A 4,670-nucleotide genomic window follows, 5' to 3' on the forward strand; every position below is an offset into this window, starting at 1 on the left:
GTTTCGAAGGACTTGCCATTCCAGACTTCCGCCCCGGCGCGCTTTCGCCCGGAAACAGCATGCGGGCAGTTTCAGGGTGGCACCCTGCCAGACTATTCGACCATTTTATCACCGCTCACAAGAGCAGCGAAGCCACACCCAAGCTTTGTTGAACGCTAAGGTTGATCGTGCATGCTTTGCGATATCACCGTGCCGCGATGAAGCGCATGAAATGCGCCACATCCGCCTCGGTCGGCTCCTGCCCGGTGAAGGAGCGCAGATAGGCGGCGAGATGGCTGACCCGGGCCTCGACCGGCTCCTTGAGGTCGAGCACGTAGTAACCGATCTGCATGTAGTAAAGGACGCGAGCGCGGATGAAGGCGTCCTCGTCGTCATAGCCGTGCCGCCGGTACATGTCGCGGATGGCGGTGAGGCGCTCGTCGTCGGCCTGGTCGATCATGCGCCGCACGTCGGCCGAGCGTCTGGCCCATTCGCGCACGGCGAAGTCGAGCCTCGGGTCGAACAGCCGCTCGTCGGCCCAGCATTCGAACACGTTCATCACACCCATGATGATGGTCTCGGCCGGGCGGCGGGCACGCTCGACGATCGCCGTGGTGTTGGTATCGTGCCAATGCTTGAGCAACTGGTCGAGCAGGTCCTGCCGGCTTTCGAAATACCAGTAGAAGCTTGAGCGCGACACGCCGAGCTTCTGGCCGAGCGTAAGCACGCGCACGCTCTCGATGCCGTCCGAAATCAGCGTTTCAAGCGCCAGATTGATCCAGTCCGAGCGCGTGACCTTGATGTTGCCGGGCGATGGTTCGGCCTGGGGAGCGGTCATGATCATGGCCGCACAATAGGCATGGCACGAAACGCAGCGCAAGCTCTGGACAGAAGTGTCTAGACACATATGTCCAGGTCATGTACCGTAAGGGCCTCCAACGAGAGGGAGAGGCTCGTGAAGTCGCATTACCGGGCAGTCGTCATCGGAGGAGGCGTGGTCGGCGCCTCGGTGCTCTACCATCTCACGCGGTTCGGCTGGAGCGATGTGGCGCTCATCGAGCGCGCCGAGCTGACGGCCGGCTCGACCTGGCACGCGGCCGCCGGCTTCCATGCGCTCAATGCCGATCCCAATGTCGCGGCGCTGCAGGACTACACGATCAAGCTCTATCGCGAGATCGAGGCCGAGTCCGGCCAGAATGCCGGGCTGCACATGACCGGCGGCGTCAACATGGCGAGCGACCCGCAGCGCTGGGAATGGCTGAAATCGGCTTGGGCGGTGTTCCAGTCGGTCGGCATCGAGACGGCCCGGCTGGTGACGCCCGAGGAAATCAAGGAAATCTGCCCGATCGTCGATGTCAGCGATGTGCTGGGCGGCCTCTACGATTCCAACGAGGGCCATCTCGACCCTTACGGCACGACGCATGCCTATGCGGGCGCCGCGAAAAAGCGCGGCGCCGATGTCATCCTGCGCAACCGCGTCGTCGAGTTGAAGCAGCGTGCCGACGGCGGCTGGGACGTCGTCACCGAGAAGGGCACGATCGTTGCCGAGCATGTCGTCAATGCCGGCGGCCTGTGGGCCAAGCAGGTCGGGTTGATGGCCGGCGTCGACCTGCCGGTGACGCCGATGGAGCACCATTATTTCGTCACCGAGGACATTCCCGAGGTCGCCGCGCTCGACGAGGAGATCGGCGTCGTCGTCGACCTCGACGGTTTTTCGTATCTAAGGCAGGAGCGCAAGGGCATCCTGCTCGGTGTCTATGAGCAGAACCCCAAGCACTGGAACATGGACGGCGCGCCCTGGGATTACGGCATCGAGCTGATCCCCGAGGACATCGACCGCATCAGCCCCGAGCTGTCCAAGGCCTATGAGCGCTTTCCGTGCCTGGCGACCGCCGGCGTCCGCAAATGGGTGAACGGCGCCTTCACCTTCACGCCGGACGGCAACCCGCTGGTCGGCCCGGTGCGTGGCCTGAAGAACCACTGGGTCGCCTGCGGCGTCATGGCCGGCTTCAGCCAGGGCGGCGGCGTCGGCAAGTCGCTGGCCGAATGGATGATCTACGGCGAGCCGCAGGCCGACATCTTCGGCATGGACATCGCCCGCTACGGCGCCTTCGCCGCCAACCGCGAATATCTCAAGCAGACCACGCGCCAGTTCTATGCCCGCCGCTTCGTCATGACCTTCCCCAACGAGCGGCTGCCGGCGGGACGGCCGCTGAGGCGTCCCGGCGCCTATGACGGCATGAGCGCCGCAGGCTGCGAGTGGACGGCGTCGTGGGGCCTGGAAATCCCGGCCTATTTCGCGCCGATGGGTTTTCGCGAGGAGACGACGCTGAGGCGCTCCAACGCCTTCGACATCGTCGGCGACGAGGTGCTGCAGGTCCGCCGCGCCGCCGGCCTCGTCGATACGACGGCCTTCTCGCGCTATGCGGTATTGGGGCTAGGCGCCGAGGTCTGGCTCGACCGGCTGCTGGCCTGCAGTCTGCCGAAGCCCGGCCGCGCGAAACTGGCTCCGATGCTCGGCCATGACGGCAGGCTGAAGGGCGATCTCACCGTGCTCAACTGGGGCGGCGGCGAATACTGGATCATGGGATCCTATTACCTGCGCGAATTCCACATGCGCTGGTTCGAGGCGCATAGGGCGGACGGCGTCTCGATCACCGACATTTCCGATGCGACGTCCGGTTTCCTTGTTACCGGACCGAACGCACGCAAGATCGTCGAACGCACCACCCATCAGGATATCTCCGCCGAAGCTCTACCTTTCATGGCTTGCGGCGCGTTCGACATCGGGATGGTGCGGGCGCGGGTCGCCCGGCTGTCGATCGCCGGCGAGCTCGGCTTCGAGATCAACTGCCCGGCCACCCTGCATTCGACCCTGCGCGAGACGCTGCTTGCCGCCGGCGAGGATCTCGGCCTCGCCGAGGTCGGCTACTACGCACTCAATTCGCTCAGGCTGGAGAAGAGCTTCGGCATCTGGTCGCGCGAGTTCACGCAAGGCCACACGCCCGGCCAGACCGGCCTCGACCGCTTCATCGCTTTCGACAAGGGCGATTTCATCGGCCGCGAAGCAGCTCTTAAGGAACGCAAGGCGGGTGTTTCGCGCCGGATCGCTACGCTTGAGGTCGATGCCCTCGATGCCGACGCCAGCGGCTTCGAGCCAGTCTGGCACAAGGGCCGGCGCGTCGGTTTCGTCACCTCGGGCGGCTACGGCTACACCGTCGGCAAGAGCGTCGCCCTGGCGTTGGTGGACGACGATTTCGCCGGGGAGGGGACGGCGCTTTCCGTACACATTGTCGGCGTCGAACGGCCGGCACGCGTCATCGCGGCCTCGCCTTACGATCCCGACGGCAGGGCGATGCGGGGATGAGGAGGATGCCATGATTGACGAGGCCGCACGCGATCTGAGGCGCGAACGCCGGCGCGGACGCACCGGTGAGGCCGGCATCGAGTCGAGCCGCCATCCGAATTACCGTTCGCTGAAGAACCCGTTCCTGCCGCAGCCGGTGTTTTCCGACGACCAGGTCGCCGCGATCCACGACACGGCGCTGCGCGTGCTGGAAGAGCTCGGCATCAAGGTGCTGCTGCCGGAGGCGCGCGCCATCTTTGCCAAGGCCGGCGCCTTGGTCGACGAGGACAGCCAGATGGTGAGGATCGGCCGCGACGTGGTCGAGGCGGCCCTGGCTTCCGCGCCGCGCTCGATCCCGGCCTATGGCGGCGACCGGTCCCGCGATCTGATGCTCGAGCTCGGGTCTATGGCGTTCCTCGCCGGCTCGGGCGCGCCCAATGTCACCGATCTCGAGCGCGGCCGGCGGCCGGGAACGCTCGCCGCCTTCGACGAGTTCATGAAGCTGCTGCAGCATTTCGACGTGCTGCACATGCTCGGCCCCTGCATCGAGCCGCAGGACGTCGACACCCGCTTTCGCCACTACGCCACCGGCCGGGCTCAGCTCACTTTGTCCGACAAGCTCCCCTTCGTCTTCGCGCGCGGCACGCCGCAGGTCGACGACAGCTTCGGGATGGTCCGGCTGGCGCGCGGCCTGTCCGAGGATGAATTCCGCGCCGGCGTCTATTGCTACACCGTCATCAACACCAATTCGCCGCGCCAGCTCGACATCCCGATGGCGCAAGGCATCATCGATTTTGCCAAGGCCGGCCAGGTCTCGATCATCACGCCCTTCTGCCTGGCGGGCGCCATGGCGCCGATCACGGTCGCCGGAGCGCTGACGCTGCAGCATGCGGAGGCGCTGGCCGGGCTGACGCTGGCCCAGCTCGTGCGCCCCGGCGCGCCGGTGGTCTATGGTTCGTTCTCCTCCAATGTCGACATGAAGTCGGGCGCGCCTGCCTTCGGCACGCCGGAGCACGTCAAGGCGACGCTCGGCGCCGGCCAGCTCGCCCGCTTCACCGGACTGCCCTGGCGCTCCGGCGGCGGCAGCGCCGCCAACATCGCCGACGCGCAGGCAGCGCACGAGACGCAATTCGCGCTGTGGGGCTCGGTGCTGGCCGGCGCCACCGTCTGCATCCATGCCGCCGGCTGGCTGGAAGGCGGCCTGAGCGTCTCTTTCGAGAAGCTGATCACCGATATCGAGGCCTTGCAGACGGTCGCCGAGCTTTGCGCCACGACGCCGGGCGACGCCGACGCCATCGGCTTCGAGGCAATCGCCGAGGTGCAGCCCGGCGGCCACTTCTTCTCG

General features: G+C 66.1%; 3 protein-coding genes. 2 read left to right on the top strand and 1 reads right to left on the bottom strand.

Annotated features, from left to right (window positions below):
- Nucleotides 1-184 precede the first annotated feature (184 nt).
- Nucleotides 185-823 (bottom strand): TetR/AcrR family transcriptional regulator, encoded by a 639-nt coding sequence (locus EOA29_RS25695; protein WP_126094992.1) that lies wholly within the window; start codon nucleotides 821-823, stop codon nucleotides 185-187.
- Nucleotides 824-934: 111 nt separating this feature from the next.
- On the opposite strand from EOA29_RS25695, the gene EOA29_RS25700 reads away from it, so the two are divergent.
- Both EOA29_RS25700 and EOA29_RS25705 read left to right on the top strand, forming a co-directional pair.
- The gene (locus EOA29_RS25700; protein WP_127221793.1) at nucleotides 935-3,346 is read left to right on the top strand and encodes an FAD-dependent oxidoreductase; all 2,412 of its coding nucleotides are present in this window, start codon (nucleotides 935-937) and stop codon (nucleotides 3,344-3,346) included.
- 10 nt (nucleotides 3,347-3,356) lie between these two features.
- On the top strand, nucleotides 3,357-4,670 hold a 1,314-nt coding region (locus EOA29_RS25705; protein WP_127221794.1), incomplete at its 3' end, for a trimethylamine methyltransferase family protein.

Source organism: Mesorhizobium sp. M1E.F.Ca.ET.063.01.1.1 (assembly GCF_003998155.1).
Classification (GTDB): Bacteria; Pseudomonadota; Alphaproteobacteria; order Rhizobiales; family Rhizobiaceae; genus Mesorhizobium.

Excerpts from the sequence above, each read along its gene's own strand:
- EOA29_RS25695 (WP_126094992.1), bottom strand. The coding sequence starts at position 823 with ATGATCATGACCGCTCCCCAGGCCGAACCATCGCCCGGCAACATCAAG.